Source organism: Parahaliea aestuarii (assembly GCF_008064635.1).
Taxonomy (GTDB): domain Bacteria; phylum Pseudomonadota; class Gammaproteobacteria; order Pseudomonadales; family Halieaceae; genus Parahaliea; species Parahaliea aestuarii.
This window is the reverse complement of sequence record NZ_VRYZ01000001.1, coordinates 431,110-448,569: the sequence shown is the minus strand read 5'-3', so window position 1 is coordinate 448,569 and position 17,460 is coordinate 431,110. Positions and strand designations below refer to the sequence as shown.

Below are 17,460 nucleotides of genomic sequence, written 5' to 3'. Positions count from 1 at the left end.
TATCAAGGGTAGGCACACAGGAGTCCGGCAGTGTTCAAAATGCGGATTTGAACCTACAGTATGTTTTGATTGCTTTCAAGTATCTTCTGAGCGAGGAGATCTTGCGCCATCTGGTCTGGCGACGGGTAGTTGGGAGCAGCCAGGGCCCCGCCAAATCAGGCGCGACGAGGATTGACCAGGCGAAGCAGGAGCAAGCCCAGGCCGAATAAGGTCAGGGTATTGGAAAGTGGTACCGGAGAGGCATTGTTAAGCGCACGAACATCCAGCTGGATACGACCGAAAAAGTCAGGCGTATTGCTGCCATTGCTATAGTCTGGGCTGTTGTCCCAGTATGGCCATACTTGGTCGATGTCTGGTCTCAGAATCCAGATGAAGTCACTCAGGGTGACCTCATAGTCCCCTGAAACGAAACTGAGAGTGCCTGCTTCCTGCGCATTGGGCGTGGACAAACCGGAGGAACCGTACAGGTCGAGACCATTGGGATGCGATGCCGGGCAGACGGGGTTGCAGGACGAGCCGTACAAGCCGGAGATATCCGCTGTGGTTTGATTGCCACCAAAATACAGACTCAATACGAAATGCTGGAGCGGGTCCACGTTCGGAATCACCGATTCTCCGTAGACTGAAAAAAGATGCGTCCCGGGTGTCAACGCAATGGCAATGTTGGTGGTTGCGCCGTCCTTTGAGTTCAGGAAGACCGGGTTTTGCGGGTCTAGCGAGCTGGAATAGTAGAGATTCCAGCGATCGTCTGACTCGCCGCCCTGGGTATTCCAGATCCACCCATTCCAGTTCTCACCAGACGGGTTAGCAGAGAAGACCGCCGAGTCGGTCAACATGAGAACCGCCCGGGCCTGGCCGGCAATACTCGCAAGGGTAACGGCCAGAATGAATGCCAGTGCGTTCCTGTTAAGCCCTTTCATACCAGTGTCTCGCATGCGTTTTGGAGGACGATGGCGACATGGTGCAAGGCGCGTGCCGCAGTCGGAAATCTGAATGAAATCAACGTCGAGACAAAAGCCAATGGAGGGCCGGACACGCAAGTTGTAAAGGATATTGACGCGGACGAGGCGGTAATCCCCATAGAAAGGGATAGAGAATTCCATCGCCATATAAACAACGCCAACCCCTTGCCATCCCATCACACTCCCCCCTATGATTCGCCGCCGGCCGGGGCTCCCCGGCTTCCGGCGTAGCTTTCTGTTTCACACCATATCTGGCGTTTTTATTTTGCGGAGTCTGTATGCAAAGGCTGCGGGAACTTGCGCGTCTTGTTGAAGCTGTATTTGAAGAACTTGAAAGTACTTTTGCCGGCTACCAGCGCCGGACCGGGCTGAACTGCACCTCCGGATGCGGGGCCTGCTGCAACAACCCGGAGGTCGAAGCCTCGCCGCTGGAAATGCTGCCGCTCGCCCTGGACCTGTTTGATCGGGGCCTGGCGGAGAACACCCTGACATCCCTGGACAACTACTCGGGGTTTTCCTGCATTCACTTTGTCCGCCACTCCCTGGATGGCAGCCGCGGCGAGTGTGGCATCTACCGCCAGCGTCCCTCGCTGTGCCGCATGTTCGGCGCCGCCGGTGTCAGCGGCAAGTTTGGACAACCACGCTTATCCGTCTGCCGCAGCATCAAGGAGGAACAGCCCGCCGCACATCTACTGGCGCTGACCAATCTTGACGACGATCCACCGCCACGCATGTCCGAGGGCAAGGAAAAAGTCCGGCAGCTGGACCATTCGCTCGGCCAGCGCGACTTCCCCATCAACGAGGCACTCCGGGCCGCGCTGGAAAAGGTATTGCTGCTGGCCTGCTACAGCAATGAGGTGCCCTCAGACCAGGTGGCGTAATCAGGCGTCGGGGATATCATCCGGCAGCAGGGACAGTACCGTGCAACCGGCCGTGGGCTCCAATGATTCACCGGCGGTAAAGGGGGTAACCCAGCCCTTGCCGTCGATGACAAACAGCGGCAGGCAGTTCTCGCCGTGCTTGACCCGGTACTGTTCCCAGCTGAACTCCTCGGTCAGGCGGGTACTGCGGATTTCCCAGCCGCGGTTGACCAGTCTGATCACATCCCCGTAGGTCACCTCCTCGCCGAACAACTGGCTGCCGCGGTAACCCTGGGTCACCTGGTGCTTCTCGGACTGCCGGCGGGACAGGTCCGAGGCCAGCCGGTAGATGCGCCGCGGACCAAAGTCCTGGCGGTAGTGGAGCGCGGCGATAACATTCACATAGCGCTGGCGCGACATCGCCAGCAGCCCGCCAACACCGGCCAGGTCGAGGTGAATTTCGGCGTGCTCGGACACCGGGTTGCCGTAGTAGGTCTCCAGCCCCGCCATGCGCGCGGTGCGGATATCCTCGCGGCTGGAGTCCGCCAGTACGCAGCGAAAATCATGCTCTTTCAGCGCTTCCGCTACCGCCCGGGAGAAGGCGTTGGCGCCGACGATGAGAAAGCCCCGCGGCGAAGGCTCGGTCACCTTGAGCGCGCGTGCGATAAAGCGTGAAGTAGCGCTTTGCAGTACCACTGTACCGATGATGATGGTGAAGGTCAGCGGCACCAGCAGTGCCGCTTCCTCGTAGCCAATGGCCACCAGGTTGTCGGCAAACAGGGCGGAGATGGCCGCCGCCACAATCCCGCGCGGGGCGATCCAGGCCAGCAAACCGCGCTCGCGCCAGCTCACGTCCAGGCCCAGGGTGCTCACCAGCACCTTGGCGGGTCGCGCCAGGAACTGCAGCGCCAGCAGCAGCCAGACGGCGTTCCAGCCGATCTCCGCCAATTGATCCAGATTGATGCGCGCCGCCAGCACCACAAACAACACCGAGATCAACAGCAGGCTCAGGTGTTCCTTGAAATTGAGGATCGGGTGGATATCCACACTGCGCTGGTTGGCCAGCCACATGCCCATCACCGTCACCGTGAGCAGGCCGGATTCGTGGGCGATGGCATTGGAGGCACTGAAAGACAGCAACACCAGCGCCAGGGAGGCCATGTTGTGGAGGTATTCAGGCAACCAGTCCCGCGACAGCAGTTTGCCCAGGACATAACCACTCGCCAGGCCTGCTCCCAGCCCCACGAACACGGTCTGGAAGAACAGCAGGAAGACATGCCCCAGCGCCTCGCCCTCGCTGCTGGCGAGAATGAACTCGTAGGTCATCACCGCCATCAGGGCGCCGATGGGGTCGATGGCAATACCCTCCCAGCGCAGGATATTCGCCACTTTCCGGGTGGGCCGCACCGAGCGCAGCATGGGTACGATCACTGTCGGGCCAGTGACAATGACCACCGCGCCGAACAGGGCGCTGATCTGCCAGGAGAAGTCGAACAGGTAGTGGGTCGCCACGGCCACAATCACCCAGGTGACCAGGGCGCCGATCGAGATCATGCGCTGTACCACCCGGCCGACGCCACGTATCTCGCTGATGTTGAGGGTCAGGCTGCCCTCGAACAGGATGATGGCAACCGACAGCGACACCATCGGCATCAACAGGTCGCCGAATACCGCATCCGGGTCCAGCCAGCCACTGACCGGCCCGGACAGCAGCCCCGCCACCAGCAGGAACAGGATGGCCGGCAGGCGCACCCGCCAGGCCAGCCATTGGCACAGGGTGCCGATAATCAGAACTATTGCCAGGGATAATTCAAGCGGGAGCATGTGCGCATCCGTTCGCGGGTTGAGCAGGAAGGGTGTGGCAGCTGCAGAGCAGTGTCAACTGACACCGCTGCAGGTCCAAGAAAGGCGCAGGTACAAGGAGGTGAACTGAAACGGGGCGCGGCGGCCTACCTCCGCCACGCGTCGCTGGTTAAGCTAACAGGCCCAGATGATCTGTTCACCGCGCCGCGCTGTTTACCCGCGGCGATACAGGAGTAACCCAGTGAAAGTATTGGTTATAGGAGGCTCCGGCCTTATCGGCGGCGACGCCGCCCTGCACCTGGCCCGGTTGGGCCACGACGTCACCATCATGTCGCGCAAGCCGCCACAGGCACCCGCGCTGGCCGCCCTGCCCTTCCTGGCCGGCGACTACATCAACGACGACCTCGGCGACGGCCGCCTGCAGGGTTTCGATGCACTGGTGTTTTCCGCCGCTGCGGATATCCGCAACGTGCCCATGGACGGTTCGAAAACACCGGAAGAAGTCTACAGGGAAGCCAACGATATCGCCGTACCACGGGCGCTGGAAGCCGCGCGGGATGCCGGTATCGGCAAGGTGGTGTACATCGGCACCTTCTACCCCCACGTGGCGGCTCATCGCATTGGCGAGTGCCCCTATGTCACCTCCCGCGCCAACACCGACAAGGCCGTGCGCGCGCTGAACAGTGACAGTTTCCAGGTCTGCACCCTCGACCTGCCCTTTGTGCTCGGCCACATTCCCGGCACCGAGGTGCCACACATCGGCGCACTGGTGGCCTACGCCGCCGGCCACATCCCGGACATGCCGGTATTCGCCCCCAAGGGCGGCACCAACCACATCACCTCACAGTCGGTGGCGCAGGCCGTGGCCGGTGCACTGGAGAATGGCGAAGGCGGCAAAGCCTACCTGATCGGTGACGAAAACCTGAGCTGGAAAGACTACCTGGAGCAGTGGTTCGCCGCGGCGGGTAACCCGGTTGAGTTGGAGGTGCGGGACGATATCGACCACCCCCTGCTACCGAACGTCATCATGTTTGCCGGCGCCGGCGCCACGGTCAGCTACGACACGCCGGCGGAAATACGCGAGCGCCTGGGCAACTACGACACCGGGCAGATCAGCGACAAGATCAGGGAAATTGTCGCGGCCTACAGCTGAGGCAGCAGCGCCGTCCGTGCACACGGACGGCGCCACCCGTCTTCACGGGCTGAGCAGTGCAGCGCGAATCTGCTGCGCTTTCTCCTTCAGGCGCCGGGTATTGTCCGGCCCCATGCGCAACAATTGCTTTTGCAACGGGCTCATCTCTTCGAGCTGCGGATCGGCGTAGCTGTACATCACCGAGTCACGCTTCAACTCCAGGGGCCCGGCGACTTCCGGAGTGGCGATAATGCGGTCCAGGCTGGCAATCAGGGCATTGTCCAGGTCCTCCCCGGGCAGACCCAACTGGGCATAGGCCTTCTCGTACAGCGGGCGCAGGCGGTGGAAGCTGTCCACGATGGTCGCTGTATCCAGTGCCAGCACGGCATCCACATAGCTGTCATAGCGTTCATAGCCCGCCTGGTCCATGTAGATCCGGCCATCGACTTTCTCCACCGGGAAGGGCTCATCGGGTGCGCTCATCGGCAGAATCTTGCGCAACAGTACCCCGCGGCTGCCTCCGTCGACCAACGCTACCATCCGTTCCAGTAAATGTTCACCCTCGTTGAAGCCCTGCAACTCGCCGGCGGCGCCGACACTCTGCAGTTCTTCCCGCATCAGCGGATCGCTGTCCTGGGGCTCCGGCAGGGGCGGTTCGACAGGCTCGGGCGCAACCTCCCCGGGTGTTTCTTCGGCGACTTCGACGGGCGTGTCCGGCCTGTCCGGAATGTCTTCGGCCGCCGGCCGGGGCGGCGTTGCCGGCATTGGTGCTTGCACCGACTCCGGCGCTGGTGCCGGCAACTCCTGCTCACCACCGGGATAGAACATAAAGGCCAGGGCGCCGATCACCACAACCACCACCAGTACCGGCTTCACCGGAAAGCCGGACTTCCTTTGCCTGCGGGTGGCACCCCCGGCGCCGAGCTTGTCCTCGGGCATCGCGCGCATGCTGCTCTCGTCGTCCTGATCAGCCTCGAAGTTATTGTCGTCCGGTTCCTGTGTGCTCATCGGCATCCTCCTGGGTGTCCTCGGGTTCAGACCCTCTGTACCCGCCGCGGGTTCCCCCACGGTAGCAGATTGCAGGGCCGTCTCCATACACCACAGCATAGACGATGCCGGGCGCCCCACCGTCCGCAGCAACCGTGCTAGGATTCCAGAAGAGGGGCACCCGTGACGGTACAGGAGGTAACAATGGACATCAGGGAACTGGTTGCACAGTGGACCAATGACGCGCCCGGAGTACTGGCCGAGGAGCGCTACAGTGTGCAGTTGCCGGTCAGCGACGCCGCGCGCATCGAAGCCCTTGCCGAAATGTTCCCACACCGCACCCGGGAGCAAATCATTACCGAATTGCTGTCCGCGGCACTGGACGAAGTGGTATCCCACCTGCCCTACGAACAGGGCAGCAGGATCATCACCCGCGATGAAGAGGGCGACCCGATCTACGAGGACGTCGGCCTGACACCCCGCTACCTGGAACTGACCCGGCAGCATGCCGATAAGATGAAAAGCCAGGGCTGAAGCCCTTTTGCAAGGAAAACTCCATGTCCAACACCAGCAAACAGTTCAACTTTGACCAGGCCGTCATCTGGGTGACCGGGGCTTCCTCCGGCATCGGCGCGGCCTTCGCCATCGAAGCGGCGCGCAGGGGGGCCAGGCTGGCGCTCTCCTCGCGTGGTGTGGAGCAGCTTGAAACGGTACGGAAGGACTGTATTGCCGCCGGCGCAGGCCCCGAAGACGTGCTGGTGCTGCCGCTGGACCTGGAAGACGAAACCGCCATGCCGGCCGCCGTCGACAGGGTCCGCGATCACTTTGGGCGCATTGACCTGCTGCTCAACAACGCCGGCATGTCCCAGCGCTCGCTCTGCCTGGACACCGACATGTCGGTCTACCACAAGATCATCAAGGTCGACCTCCTCGGCCAGATTGCCCTTACCAAGCAGGTGCTGCCACTGATGGTAGAACAGGGTAGCGGCACCCTGGCGGTCACTTCCAGCGTGGCCGGCAAGGTGGGTTCCCCGATGCGTACGGCCTACTGCGCGGCCAAGCACGGTGTGATGGGCTTTTTCGATGCGCTGCGGGTGGAAACCGCCCACCTGGGGTTAAACGTGACTACTATTGTGCCGGGCTCCATCCGCACGCCTGTTGCCCACAACGCCCTCACCGGCAGCGGCAAGCCCACCGGCGTGGCAGATCCCGCCATCGAAGCCGGCATGCCGGTAGACGACTGCGCCCGGGTGATCGCCGACGGCTTTGCCGGCGGGATCGAGGAAATCAACGTGGGGACCGGACCCGAGATGCAGTTGCTGGAGATGAAACGCCAGGACCCGACAGCCACTTTCCGCCTGCTGGAGAGCTGGACTGCGGAGTTGTTCAAGGGCAATACCCCCCACCTGAACCAGTAGACAGGCACCCTGCCGCACTGAACCAATGACGATGGAGAACCCAATGGCGCTGATAGCCACTTTCAGAAAACCCCTGCTGGCCCTGGCCCTCACTGCGGTAGCGCTGCCGGCGTTCGCCCAGGCACCGGAACGCGCCGATATCCCCGCGCAGTACAAGTGGGATCTCAGCGACATGTACAGCAGCAGCGATGCCTGGGAAGGCGACGTCAAGCGCCTGCAGGAGGCGCTGCCCAAGATGGCGCAGCACAAGGGCCACCTGGGGGACAGCGGCGCAGCGCTACTGTCCGCGATAAAGGATTATGAAGCCCTGTCACGTCTGCTGGGCCGCATCTATGTCTACGCCGGGCTGAAGTCCTTCGAGGACATGCGGGTGGGCGATGACAGCGCAAGGTTCTCCCGCGCCCAGGGCCTGAATGCCGAACTACAGACAGCCACCGCCTTCCTCACGCCTGAACTGGTGGCGATTCCCGAAGACAGGCTTGAGGCCATGATCACCAGCACACCCGGCCTGGAGATTTACCGCCACTTCCTGGACGAACAGTCGCGCATGCGGCCCTACACCCTGTCGGAGAAGGAGGAATCGCTGCTGGCCATGGCCTCCGACCCACTGGGCAAGTTCAACAGCGTATTTGGCGCTCTCGACAACGCCGACCTCACCTTTGGCGAGATCGAGAACGACGCGGGTGAAACGGTAGCGCTGACCAAAGGACTCTATAACGCCGCCCTCAGCAACCGCGACCGCGACTACCGGGAACGCGCCTGGAAAGGTTTGTTCGCCGAATATGAAAAGCACGGCAATACGCTGGCGGCCAACTACGAGGGCCATGTCAAAGGCAGGGTGTTCGAGGCGAAGGCTCGCGGTTTTGACTCCGCCCTGCACGCCGCCACCTACACCAACGCCATCCCCGAGACCGTCTACCACAACATGATCAAGGTGGCCCGGGAGGGCGCCGAACCCTTACAGCGCTACCTTGAACTGCGCCGCAAGACGCTGGGCTACGAGCAACTACAGGTATGGGATCTGTACGCGCCGATGGTGGAATCCACCTACGACAACATCGATTACGAGGACGCCAAGCGCATCGTCGCCGACGCCCTGGCTCCGATGGGCGAGGACTACATCGCCCTGTACTGGAAGGGTTTTGAAGAAGGCTGGGTAGACGCCTTCGAAAGTGCCGGCAAACGCGGCGGCGCCTACTCCTGGGGCATGTACGACTCCAAGCCCTACCTGTCGATGAACTACGCAGGCACCCTGAACGACGTCTCCACACTGGCCCACGAGTACGGCCACTCCCTGCACTCCTACATGACCCGCAACACCCAGCCCTACGTCTACGGTAGCTATCGCACCTTCATTGCCGAGATCGCCTCGATGACCAACGAAGCCATCCTGTTCCAGAAGATGCTGGCCGATGCCGAGACCCCGCGGGAAAAAGCCTACCTGCTACAGAACTATCTGGACCAGTTCCGCAGCGGCTTCTTCCGCCAGGCCTCCTTCGCCGATTTTGAAATGCAGGCCCACGCCATGGTGGAAGCCGGCGAGGCGCTCAACAAGGATAACCTGAACACCCTCTACGCCGATGTCTTCAAGACCTACTACGGCGACAAGGTGGCCGTGGATCCGCTGAACGCCAGCGAGTGGAGCCGTATTCCACACTTTCTGCGTACCGATAACTTCTATGTGTACCAGTACGCCACCTCCTTCGTGGCGGCCAACGCCCTGGCCCAGGGTATTCTCACCGAGGGTGAGCCGGCGCGGGACCGCTTCCTGGCGATGTTGCATGCCGGCAGTAACGACTACCCCATCGAGCTGCTGAAAAAGGCCGGCGTCGACATGACAACGCCGGAGCCGATCTACGCGGCGCTGGAGGTCTTCAACACGATGGTGGTGGAACTGGAGGAAACACTGGCGCAGATGTAGGTGGCAGTGGCGGTTGGGCAGGGGAGGCCCCTGCCCCGGCCCGCAACTAACGGCGCTTCGCCTCGGCAGCTATCGCGTCGAGCATGCCGCCGTACATATCCTGCATCATCGCGCTCATGCTTTCGGGCTCCACACTCTCCACCGAGACACCACTGAAACTGGCGTCCCAGCGCGCCGTGGTGCCATCGCCGGCCTGCTCCAGGCTGGCCACCACGCGGTAGTCCTGCATGATGTTCACCCCGCCTTCCAGCACCTGGTATTCAAGGCTGTGGCGCTCGGGATCGAGGGCCAGCAGCTTTTCCTCCACCGGCTGCTCACTGCCCGGCATGAAGATCCGGCGTACCTGCCCCACGCCCTCGCCCACCTGTTCCACCCGCTCGGCGCCGGCGAACCAGTCCAGGTTGCTGAAGTCGGACACCACTTGCCAGACTTTCTCCAGCGGGGCATCCAGGGTTTTCTCGACACAAAAGGTATACATGAGGGGCTCTCCAGTTGTTGTTATCAGGATGTGTATCGTATGGGCGCTGCGGCAACGACTTCAAGCATTCCTGTCGCCAGCGCCCTGTCAGACCTGCGCCTCCAGGCGGGACACCAGTTCCGGCGCGAGTTTCAGCTCCCGCGCCAGTTCCTGCAAATAGGCGCGCTCCATGAAACTCTGCTCGTCGACCATCAGCAGCGAGGCCAGGTAAACCTCGGCGGCCTCTTCGGGGCAGTCGATACCGCGGGCGACATCAGCGGGATCCAGCGGCTTCGACAACTCGGCATCCACAAAAGCGGACACTTCCCGGCTGGCACCCATCGACTGCACCGCTTTGTAAATGCGCGCCTGCTCGCCCTCGTCCACGTGACCATCGGCTTTGGCAGCCGCCAGCATGGCGCGAAGAACCGTCATGGAATGCTGTGGCGTATCGGGCGGCGCAACAACCATCGAGGGACTGCCGGATGAGGCTGCCTGGGCCTGTGGCTGCTGGGAGGATTTCCAGTCATTGTAGACCTTGTAGGCCAGCACACCGAGGGCCGCGGTGCCGCCGACCTTGGCCACTTTCGTGCCCATCTTGCGCCCCTTCTTGCTGCCCAGCAGCATGGTCAGCAGACTGCCGCCCACGGCACCACCCAATGCCCCTTTGGTCATGTCGGACATGCCACTGACCTGCCCGGCACTACCACCCTGCGCCGGATTCGCCGCAGCACTACCCGACGCCAACAATTGATTCAGTATTCCTTTCACATCCATGGTTGCTTCCTGGCAGATAACATTCGGGTTTTTGACGCCGCCGGCGGTCAATGGTTCATCGGGCTGGGGCTATCCGCAAGCCGCGCTTTCCATTCGCGGACGGTTGCTGAGACGGGAATGACAAGGCCACATTTGAAATGGAGCGGGTAAGGGGAATCGAACCCCTCTCTCAAGCTTGGGAAGCTTGGGTAATACCACTATACGATACCCGCACATGCTGAAAACCGCGGGCCGCTCATTGCCGGCGCCGCAGGCAGCCTTTCTAGCACAGCCTTTCGGCAAACAAAAGACGCGCACTGAAATTAACCCGCGGTAGCCGCCATGGTCTAGGCTTGTGGCATCAATGGGAGGTTTTGCCATGGTGGCTCGCACACGCTCTTTTGTCCTGGCTGTCGGCGCCGTTTGCCTGGCGGCGGGCCTGCTTTCTCCGGCGACTTCCCAGGCGCGGGAAGTCTCCAGCTACGCCCGGGTCAACGACGATGCCAGCCTGCGCATCAACGGCCGCACTATCCACCTCGCGGGCATCCACGTGCCGGATACCGGCACCACCTGCCAGACCTGGCGCAACCCGCCGGTGTGCGGCAGCCGCGCGGTGGTCGCCCTGCGTTTCAAGATCGACGGCTTTGTGCGCTGTGAGCTGCTGTCCCGCAACAATGACCGCAGTTTCAATGGCTGGTGTCGCGTGGGGGCCAGTTCGTTCGAGGAGGGCGAGGACCTGGCAGCCTATCTTCTGCAGCAGGGCTGGGCGGTCGCGTTGCCGGATGCCTCCTTTGAATACCTGACCATGGAAAAGATCGCCCGCGCGCGCGGCCTCGGCCTGTGGGGCATTCCGGTGGACAATATCCGCCGCCGCTAGCGGCGGGAAGAGCCCGCCTTAGCCCGCCTTGTCTGCGGGGCTCCTGTAGTCGTAGAGCAGGTGCGCCGAGCAGTCACCGACAAAATCCACCTGCATGGAGCGCTCGCTGAACTCCCAGCGCCCGTCGTCGCGGCAGCGGAACTGGTCGGCGTAGCGTCCGCAGATAATCGGCTGCAACGGCAGGCTTTCAGTGGCCTGAAACACGGTAAAGGTGCTGCGGGCAATGGCGCTGTCGACATTGACTTCAATCAGCACGTTGGTGGTGACGTGGCGGGTACGCGGGGTACCCGTCTCCGGATAGACGCGACAGGAAGCCCGATACATGGCCAGCACTTCATCGTAGCCGCGCTGGCAGCTGTCGTGGGCCGGAGCCACGATGGCGGCGTTGCGGAACAGCTCGGCCACGCCCTCCAGGTCGCCGGCATCGATGCGCTCGGCGTAGGTGTAGATCAGGTTTTCGATTTCGCGATAGGCGTCCACTGTGACCTCCGTTAATTATTCTATGGCGGGCCAGCGCCCTCCTGTGGCGGAAAGTCCACCGACACCGAGGTCTGTTCCCAGGCCTCCAGGCGCGCTGCGGCCTGCGCCAGTTTGTCACGGTAGCTCGCCAGCAGCCCTGCGCCCAGCACCAGGGTGGGAGGGGGATTGTTCATTGTCCCCAACTGTACAAATAGTTGGGCCGCCCGCACCGGGTCTCCGGGCTGCTTGCCGTCGATGGCGGCAATCATGTCGAGGCGGCTGCCCACATGCTCCTCGTACGCCGGCATGCGACGGGCGCTGCGCTGCATGGAACGGCCGGACCAGTCGGTGCGAAAGGCCCCGGGCTGCACGCTCACCACCTGGATACCCAGTGGTTCCACTTCCTTGCCCAGTGCCTCCATCAGCCCTTCCAGCGCGTACTTGGAGGCACTGTAGTAGCCGGTGCCGGGATTCGCCATCAACCCGGCCTGGGAGGAATTGTTGATAATTCGCCCGCGACCGCGCTCACGGAAGTGGGGCAGCACCGCCAGTGCCATGTGCAGTGCGCCAAAGAAGTTGGCCTCGAACATGGCGCGCACGGCGGCGTCTTCGCCCTCTTCCACCGCCGCCACATAGCCGTAACCGGCATTGTTGACCAGCACATCCAGGTGACCGAAACGGGCGATGGTCTGCGCCACCGCCGACTCGCGCTGTGAGGCATTAGTAACATCCAGGGGCAGACAGAGGGCTGTATCGGGCCAGTCACGGCCGATATCGGCAATCGCCTCCTGTCGCCGCGCCGTTACCGCTACCCGCGCGCCGCCCTGCAACGCCGCCAGGGCGATTTCCCGGCCAAAGCCGGTGGAGCAACCGGTAATCAGCCAGACCGTTTCTTTCGCTGTCATCGGCTGCTCTCCCGGGCAAGGCGCCAGGCGTAGCTGGCCGCGCGCGCAGCCAGCTGTTCTTCACGCTCCGCCGGTGTCACACGCGGCGTATCCGCCGGCAGGGTCTGGTCCAGTTCCTTCAGCGGCACCAGGCGCGAGCGCACGCCGAAATCCTCGCCCGGACGCCCACCGGCAAACTCCGCCCAGCGCAGGGTCAGAATGCCTTCACTCATAGCGCTGGGATCGAGCCAGTTGTGCAGCCCCGGGTCCCGCAGGGACAGGACAAATGTATAGCTGCCGTCGCTGTTGGGCAGGGCCTGGTGCCGGTTGAGGCAGCCACTTCGCGCCACAATTTCATTGGTGGTGCCCCACACATTGGTGATGGGGGCGATGAAATAGTCGGCACCGCCCATCTGCACTTCCAGCACCAGCGCTGTATCGGCATCCGGCAGTACAAAGTTGCCCATGATGTAGATCTGGTTGCGCAGGGCACCGTCGCTGTCGCGGTCGATGGTGAAGCTGAACTCGTTGGCCGGGCGATCCATGGCCTGGGCGTTCCAGCGCGTGGTGTTGGTGGCCCACTTGTGCATGTAATCCTTAATAAGGGCAATGTTCTCCGCCTCACTGCGCGGCGGGCGCGGGGGTTCAGCGCCGAGCCGTTCAATTCGCAGCTCGTTGGCGCGGTCATTGGCCCAGTCGAAAATTACATCGCGAATATAAAACTCGTGGGCATCCGGCCCGGTCTGCACGTGATTGGCGCGATCACCGCAGGGATCGGAATCCACGTGGATGGTGAAAGAACCATCGTCGTCCAGCACCAGTTCCTTGCCATCCAGCAGGCCGACCGTTTGCATGGTGGGGCTCCACAGGGTGAAGTAGTTTTCCACCAGCCGCTGTTCGGCTACCCGCCCATGAATGACGTAGCGCTCGTCGCCGCTAATGGGAATCACCCGGTATATGCTATCCGGGTTATCGATACCCCAACGGCTGCCAGGCACCCGCTGTTCGCCGAGGCGGTGGGGTAAACGGCTGATAGTGATCACCTTCGGATAGAGAGGGTCCTGGTTCAGGGCCCAGACCACCGCCCCGAACATCACCTCCTCAAAGGCCCAGTCAAAGCAGCCGCGCATGACGTCGCTGGGTTGGGCCAGCTCCAGCCACATGGCGCGCACCTTTTCTTTTTCGGCCACGATGTCCGGATGGGAAAAGTAGTGGAGCGCGAGCTTTTCATGCTCACGCTGTTCCTCGGTATCAACGGGATTGTTACAGCGCATGTTTTCTCCTTGCTGCGCGTTCAGAACTGGTAGACCAGGTCCACGCCGTACATCCGCGGCGCAATAAAGGAGTCCACCGCAAAGCCGAGGGCGCCGAAGTCGATGCCCCACTCGCGATACTCCTCGTCGGTCAGGTTGCGTACCCAGGCCACCGCCTCCAGTTCCCCGGGGCCGAGCCCGATACCATTCAGGCTGACCTTGCCATTGACCAGGGTCTGGTGGCCCGCGGTGTCATAGAGATTGTTCACCGGGTGGAAGTAGCGGGTACTGTTGTAGGAAGCGTCCACCTGGAGCACCAGCTGGCCAAAAGAGAAAGGCGGCGCCGCGTACTCCAGGATCACACTGCCGTTGTGCTCCGGTGTGTGGATGTTCTTGGCGAAGTCGGAGATGTCGACGTTCTGGTTGCCCGCCGGCAGCCCGGTGACCGGGTCCGAGGGCGTGGTTTCGAACTCCTTGATATCGATATCGACAAAGCCGTAGCTGGCCTGCAGCAACCAGCCTTCTGCCGGAATGAACGCCACCTCCAGTTCCACGCCAACAGCATCCTGCTCGCCGGAGTTGGCGATAATGGATGAGGCACCGTTGGAACCGGCCTCAAACTGGGTGACCTGCTTGTCCTGGTAGTCGTAGTAGAACACGGCGCTGTTGACTCGCAGGCGCTGGTCCAGCAGGTCGGCCTTCAGGCCCACCTCAAAACTGGTGACGTTCTCTTCATCAAAAGGTGTAGAGAAGCTGCTGGAGGTGGAAGCACGCGCATTGAAACCGCCGGAACGGAAGCCCTGTGACACAGTGGTATAGCCGTTGAGATCGTCACTGAATGCGTAATCCAGGGTCAGCGCCGGTGTGAAGTTGCTCCAGGAGTCTTTGGCTTCGACCTGTTCAATTCCCTCATTGCGCTGGATGCCGGAATTGCGCAGGAAAGCGGTTTTGTTATCCCGTGTGTAACGCAACCCCAGGGTCATGCCCAGCTTGTCACTGAGGTCGTAGCCGAACTGGCCGTAGACCGCCCAGGAGTCGTTGTCGGAGCCGTACTGGAAGATCGGCGTCGACAACACCGTATCCTTGCCGAGGCAAGCTGCCGGGTCGGCAAAGGTAGGGTCGCGACAGAGGAAGGACTGGGTGACCTGGTCAAGGCCACCGTAGGCCATGATGGCGGGGAATACGAAGGTCTGGGGGTTGTCTTCGTAGGTCTCTTCCTCGAAGTAGTAGAGCCCCAGTGTGTAGGTCAGGCGATCCTCGAAGGCATCCCCCAGCAGCTGGAATTCCTGGGTGAACTGGTCCTGCTCGTCCTCACGGGTGGCGCTGAACATGGAGACATACTGCCCGGCCGGAATCACTCCTCCCATGCCGTCCAGCACGTTCACCCCGTCCGATGGAAAGGCGCCGTACTCGTTGCCGGTGGTGCCGGCGTACCAGTCGCGGTAGGCACTGATCGACTTCAGCGTCACGCCGCCCACGTTCCAGGCCAGGGTAAGGGCGTAACCGTCAATCTCCGACCAGGTATCTGGCTCGGTGGAAACCGCCATCGGCAGGCCGTCGAGGCGATCCGGCGAAGCGAACTCCGCCGCCTGGGCGTAGATCGGGCCGCCGAGATTGGTCTGATAGGGCCGCACCCACACCAGTTGCGGCAGCGAACCGTTGCTCAGTCGGTCCGTGTAATCGTAAACAAAATCCGCTGTGAAGGTATCCGTTGGCTCCCAGCGAATCGCCACCCGGGCGGAGTTCGATTTATCAACCTCTCCCAGTTCGTTGTCGGCGATCAGGTTGTCCAGCCAGCCTTCGCGGTTCCAGTGGGTATAGCTGAGGGTGGCCGACAGCCCGGCGTACTGGCCGGTGTCGACCGTTGTCTCGCTGCGGAAGTAGTCGTAGTTGCCCGCCGACAGCTTTTGCTTGAAGCCAAAATCCTCAGACGGCTTGCGGGTCACCAGGTTGATAGCGCCGCCGATGGCGTTGCGACCGTACAGTGTGCCCTGTGGGCCGCGCAGCACTTCGATACGCTCCAGCTCCACCGTGTCAAAGGCGGCACCGGAAATGCGCGCGATGTAGACGCCGTCGGCGTACAGCCCGACCGTCGGCTCAGTGAGCAGGGAGGGGTCGGTCGAGGACATGCCGCGCAGGCTGTAGCCGTAATTATCATAGCTGCCCGGCGGTTTGCGCATGTCCAGGTTGGGTGTGTACTTGGCCACGTCACCGGCTTCCGCCACCCGCAGTCGCTGCAGGTTGGCCGGGTCGAAGGTGGAGATGGAAATGGGGGTTTCCTGCAGGCTCGATTCGCGCTTTTGCGCCGTTACGATGACTTCCTCCAGCACATTGCTGCGCCTTTCATCGGCCACCTGGGCCAGGGCCGGGGCCGGGCAGGCTGCCAGGGATGACAGCAACGCGATGGATCGTCTGTAATTATTATTCATCACCACCCTCCTCACAGAGCGCCGCCGGAATGGCGGACATTAGTAAACCGGGTACCGCAATGGTCATAGTAAACCAGGTATCGTATTTTGCAAGCGGCGTTTCTGTGGCAAAACCCGGATCACCTGCCGGCGCTGGAAAATTGGCCCCAGCCTTCACCGGGGCACAGCGGTGGGATTGACTCAGAAGGAGCGCGCGGGTACCGGCAATTGCAGAGCGATGATCAGGCGGGACAGGCTGGCCTGCAGCCACTGCAGGCGCCGCGGCCCCAATTGGCTGGCGTAGAAGGTATCCAGCTCATCAAAGGCGGCCAGCAGATCGTCGAGAAAGGCCAGCCCGCGCGGGCTGTAGTGCACCTCCCGTACCCGGCGATCCTCCCCCTCCCGCAGGCTGATATAGCCCATGCGGTGTACCGCCCGCACCTGCTTGCCCATGGCCTGCAGGGAGATACCCGCGCCCTCGGCCAGTTCCGACAGGTTCATGCCCTGCAACTGCAGGTGCGTTAGCACGGCCAGGTGATCGAAGCGAATACCGGGGTGCCCCCGCCGCGCCATGGCTTCGGCACAGCGCCGGTGGTAGTCCTGCCCGGCCAGTTGCAGGTAGCGCCCGAGATTGTGGGACAGGTAGGCCCCGCTGGCGTCGCGCAGGTTTTCCGGACGCACCGGGTGCAGGGCCTGCTGGCCGCTGTGAATGACTTCGATATCCAGGCTTTGCAGGAACTGGTAGAGACGGTTTTCCAGCTGCTCCAGCTGTTCGGCCCCCACCAACTGTGAATAGCAGGCGTAGATGTGCTCGATGATGTCGCTGGAATCGCGCAGCAGGTGTATGCCGCGGGCGGTAAAGTGCACGCAGCTGGCGCGGCGGTCGTCCGGGTCGGGGCGCCGCGCGACGAAGCCAAGGCCGGCGACGTCATCGACGATCTTGGCCATGGCGCGGTGGGTCATGCCGGCCCGCGCCGCCAGGGTAGTCAGGCGGGTGCCCTCCAGTTCCAGGTTGCGCAGCAGGGCGCCGTGGACCGGGCGGATGCTGGCGTAGCCCTGCTCGCGATAGCGGGCCAGAATGCGGTCGGAGAAATCCCCCGCCAGCGCCACCAGGCGATGCCCCAGATTGCCCGCCCGCGCCGCGTCCACTCGCTGCTGTGTTAACGTCCTGTCCGCCAAACGGCCTTCCCCTGACCTCTCTCACCGGCGCCAGTCTACCGCGCCCGGCCGCACGCTGGCAGCCCGCCGTCCGCTGACGTAGAATCGCAGCTCATTTTCAGCGC

General features: G+C 62.4%; 16 protein-coding genes and 1 tRNA gene. 6 read left to right on the top strand and 11 right to left on the bottom strand.

The genetic code is table 11. The features are described from left to right. Positions 1 to 155: 155 nt before the first annotated feature. Positions 156 to 1,139 (bottom strand): hypothetical protein, encoded by a 984-nt coding sequence (locus FVW59_RS02040; RefSeq protein ID WP_148062557.1) that lies wholly within the window; start codon positions 1,137 to 1,139, stop codon positions 156 to 158. A 101-nt stretch (positions 1,140 to 1,240) separates the two neighbouring features. Between FVW59_RS02040 and FVW59_RS02035 the strand changes: the two genes are divergently transcribed. Next, positions 1,241 to 1,843 carry a YkgJ family cysteine cluster protein gene (locus FVW59_RS02035; RefSeq protein WP_148062556.1) on the top strand — a complete coding sequence of 201 codons (603 nt, stop codon included), beginning with the start codon at positions 1,241 to 1,243 and terminating at the stop codon, positions 1,841 to 1,843. Here FVW59_RS02035 and FVW59_RS02030 read toward each other — a convergent pair whose 3' ends face one another. Then, the gene (locus FVW59_RS02030) at positions 1,844 to 3,646 is read right to left on the bottom strand and encodes a cation:proton antiporter (protein ID WP_148062555.1); all 1,803 of its coding nucleotides are present in this window, start codon (positions 3,644 to 3,646) and stop codon (positions 1,844 to 1,846) included. It lies immediately after the preceding gene. A gap of 220 nt (positions 3,647 to 3,866) precedes the next feature. Between FVW59_RS02030 and FVW59_RS02025 the strand changes: the two genes are divergently transcribed. Beyond that, on the top strand, positions 3,867 to 4,778 hold the full coding sequence (locus tag FVW59_RS02025) for an NAD-dependent epimerase/dehydratase family protein (RefSeq protein ID WP_148062554.1): 912 nt from the start codon (positions 3,867 to 3,869) through the stop codon (positions 4,776 to 4,778). Between the two features lie 42 nt (positions 4,779 to 4,820). Here the strand turns inward: FVW59_RS02025 and FVW59_RS02020 are convergent, their stop codons facing one another. Further along, positions 4,821 to 5,765 (bottom strand): DUF3014 domain-containing protein, encoded by a 945-nt coding sequence (locus FVW59_RS02020; RefSeq protein ID WP_148062553.1) that lies wholly within the window; start codon positions 5,763 to 5,765, stop codon positions 4,821 to 4,823. A 183-nt stretch (positions 5,766 to 5,948) separates the two neighbouring features. On the opposite strand from FVW59_RS02020, the gene FVW59_RS02015 reads away from it, so the two are divergent. From FVW59_RS02015 to pepF, 3 genes are read left to right on the top strand one after another with little or no spacing between them, the layout of a single operon-like run. Then, a complete protein-coding gene (locus FVW59_RS02015) occupies positions 5,949 to 6,278 on the top strand; it encodes a type 1 pili tip component (protein ID WP_148062552.1) in 330 nt (109 codons plus the stop codon). A 23-nt stretch (positions 6,279 to 6,301) separates the two neighbouring features. After that, complete coding sequence (locus FVW59_RS02010) at positions 6,302 to 7,162, top strand: SDR family NAD(P)-dependent oxidoreductase (protein WP_148062551.1); 861 nt, start codon at positions 6,302 to 6,304, stop codon at positions 7,160 to 7,162. A gap of 43 nt (positions 7,163 to 7,205) precedes the next feature. Beyond that, positions 7,206 to 9,083, top strand: coding sequence for an oligoendopeptidase F (gene pepF, locus FVW59_RS02005; RefSeq protein WP_187275711.1), 1,878 nt, complete (start codon positions 7,206 to 7,208; stop codon positions 9,081 to 9,083). A 46-nt stretch (positions 9,084 to 9,129) separates the two neighbouring features. On the opposite strand, the gene FVW59_RS02000 is transcribed toward pepF, so the two are convergent. The 3 genes from FVW59_RS02000 to FVW59_RS01990 all read right to left on the bottom strand — a co-directional run bounded on the left by FVW59_RS02000 (position 9,130) and on the right by FVW59_RS01990 (position 10,529). Next, entirely contained in the window at positions 9,130 to 9,561 is a 432-nt protein-coding gene (locus FVW59_RS02000; RefSeq protein ID WP_148062549.1) for an SRPBCC family protein, read from the bottom strand. A gap of 87 nt (positions 9,562 to 9,648) precedes the next feature. Then, a complete protein-coding gene (locus tag FVW59_RS01995) occupies positions 9,649 to 10,317 on the bottom strand; it encodes a tellurite resistance TerB family protein (RefSeq protein ID WP_148062548.1) in 669 nt (222 codons plus the stop codon). 138 nt (positions 10,318 to 10,455) lie between these two features. After that, a tRNA-Gly gene (locus FVW59_RS01990) sits at positions 10,456 to 10,529 on the bottom strand. Positions 10,530 to 10,675: 146 nt separating this feature from the next. Between FVW59_RS01990 and FVW59_RS01985 the strand changes: the two genes are divergently transcribed. After that, positions 10,676 to 11,173 (top strand): thermonuclease family protein, encoded by a 498-nt coding sequence (locus FVW59_RS01985; protein ID WP_222711396.1) that lies wholly within the window; start codon positions 10,676 to 10,678, stop codon positions 11,171 to 11,173. An 18-nt stretch (positions 11,174 to 11,191) separates the two neighbouring features. On the opposite strand, the gene FVW59_RS01980 is transcribed toward FVW59_RS01985, so the two are convergent. From FVW59_RS01980 to FVW59_RS01960, 5 genes are all read right to left on the bottom strand, one after another. Beyond that, the gene (locus FVW59_RS01980; protein WP_148062547.1) at positions 11,192 to 11,653 is read right to left on the bottom strand and encodes a nuclear transport factor 2 family protein; all 462 of its coding nucleotides are present in this window, start codon (positions 11,651 to 11,653) and stop codon (positions 11,192 to 11,194) included. Positions 11,654 to 11,673: 20 nt separating this feature from the next. Continuing rightward, positions 11,674 to 12,537: an oxidoreductase gene (locus FVW59_RS01975; protein ID WP_148062546.1), complete on the bottom strand. Its 864-nt coding sequence runs from the start codon at positions 12,535 to 12,537 to the stop codon at positions 11,674 to 11,676. Then, complete coding sequence (locus FVW59_RS01970; RefSeq protein WP_148062545.1) at positions 12,534 to 13,790, bottom strand: hypothetical protein; 1,257 nt, start codon at positions 13,788 to 13,790, stop codon at positions 12,534 to 12,536. Before FVW59_RS01970 ends, FVW59_RS01975 begins: the two co-directional genes overlap by 4 nt. A gap of 20 nt (positions 13,791 to 13,810) precedes the next feature. Next, the gene (locus FVW59_RS01965) at positions 13,811 to 16,198 is read right to left on the bottom strand and encodes a TonB-dependent receptor (protein WP_148062544.1); all 2,388 of its coding nucleotides are present in this window, start codon (positions 16,196 to 16,198) and stop codon (positions 13,811 to 13,813) included. Positions 16,199 to 16,378: 180 nt separating this feature from the next. Beyond that, positions 16,379 to 17,356 (bottom strand): MarR family winged helix-turn-helix transcriptional regulator, encoded by a 978-nt coding sequence (locus FVW59_RS01960; RefSeq protein WP_148062543.1) that lies wholly within the window; start codon positions 17,354 to 17,356, stop codon positions 16,379 to 16,381. Positions 17,357 to 17,460: the final 104 nt, after the last annotated feature.

What these genes read in the sequence shown, in the direction of transcription:
- FVW59_RS01970 (WP_148062545.1), bottom strand. Translation starts at nt 13,790, where the DNA reads ATGCGCTGTAACAATCCCGTTGATACCGAGGAACAGCGTGAGCATGAA.
- FVW59_RS02010 (WP_148062551.1), top strand. Translation starts at nt 6,302, where the DNA reads ATGTCCAACACCAGCAAACAGTTCAACTTTGACCAGGCCGTCATCTGG.
- FVW59_RS01985 (WP_222711396.1), top strand. Translation starts at nt 10,676, where the DNA reads ATGGTGGCTCGCACACGCTCTTTTGTCCTGGCTGTCGGCGCCGTTTGC.
- FVW59_RS02040 (WP_148062557.1), bottom strand. Translation starts at nt 1,139, where the DNA reads ATGGGATGGCAAGGGGTTGGCGTTGTTTATATGGCGATGGAATTCTCT.
- FVW59_RS02035 (WP_148062556.1), top strand. Translation starts at nt 1,241, where the DNA reads ATGCAAAGGCTGCGGGAACTTGCGCGTCTTGTTGAAGCTGTATTTGAA.
- FVW59_RS02020 (WP_148062553.1), bottom strand. Translation starts at nt 5,765, where the DNA reads ATGAGCACACAGGAACCGGACGACAATAACTTCGAGGCTGATCAGGAC.
- FVW59_RS01995 (WP_148062548.1), bottom strand. Translation starts at nt 10,317, where the DNA reads ATGGATGTGAAAGGAATACTGAATCAATTGTTGGCGTCGGGTAGTGCT.
- FVW59_RS01965 (WP_148062544.1), bottom strand. Translation starts at nt 16,198, where the DNA reads ATGAATAATAATTACAGACGATCCATCGCGTTGCTGTCATCCCTGGCA.
- FVW59_RS01975 (WP_148062546.1), bottom strand. Translation starts at nt 12,537, where the DNA reads ATGACAGCGAAAGAAACGGTCTGGCTGATTACCGGTTGCTCCACCGGC.
- FVW59_RS02015 (WP_148062552.1), top strand. Translation starts at nt 5,949, where the DNA reads ATGGACATCAGGGAACTGGTTGCACAGTGGACCAATGACGCGCCCGGA.
- FVW59_RS02030 (WP_148062555.1), bottom strand. Translation starts at nt 3,646, where the DNA reads ATGCTCCCGCTTGAATTATCCCTGGCAATAGTTCTGATTATCGGCACC.
- FVW59_RS02000 (WP_148062549.1), bottom strand. Translation starts at nt 9,561, where the DNA reads ATGTATACCTTTTGTGTCGAGAAAACCCTGGATGCCCCGCTGGAGAAA.
- pepF (WP_187275711.1), top strand. Translation starts at nt 7,206, where the DNA reads ATGGCGCTGATAGCCACTTTCAGAAAACCCCTGCTGGCCCTGGCCCTC.